Genomic DNA, 590 nt, shown 5'->3' on the forward strand with positions numbered 1-590 from the left:
CAATCCACTCATGGGGGAACCATTTATTTTAATGCAGAGAGTAGTGCTTCGATTCTACAATATGTCTCAATTGATCAGATGGGCGATGCGTCCAGTAGTGGCCGAGCCATCTATATTTCCTCAGGTCAGACTCCTACCATCAAGAATACCTCTATCACTCACAGTGAACAGGACGATGTAGTGAGTTGGGTAGGAGGGGCCAAAAACTTCGCTAATGTCAAAGCCATCGTCAATATCAATATCGGATCACCTGATATGGATATGGTGATGCCCAAACTAGGCTATGGCTCTTTTTATCGATTGGGTACTTCGATTCAAATTCCTCAAGGTTACAAGCTCACCTTGGAGCCAGGGGTGGTAGTCGAATCGCCAGTGTATGGCCGGGACATCAACGTGTATGGCACACTGATTGCTCAAGGGACGGTGTCGGATTCGATTCGTTTTCGAGGCAAGGCGGATCTCGCTTACAACTCTCAGTCCACTCACGGAGGAACCATTTATTTTAACTCTGAAAGCAGTAGTTCGATCTTGCAGTATGTCTCGATTGATCAGATGGGCGACGTGAGTAGCTCGGGAAGAGCTGTTTATAT

Annotated in this window: 1 protein-coding gene; it reads left to right on the forward strand. The window is 46.6% G+C overall.

Annotated elements, in window-relative coordinates; translation table 11 throughout:
• Positions 1-590, forward strand: a 590-nt coding sequence (locus ACYVE4_RS22465; RefSeq protein ID WP_461042498.1) for a hypothetical protein, incomplete at both ends; no start/stop codon positions are given.

The organism is Spirosoma harenae (assembly GCF_054776975.1).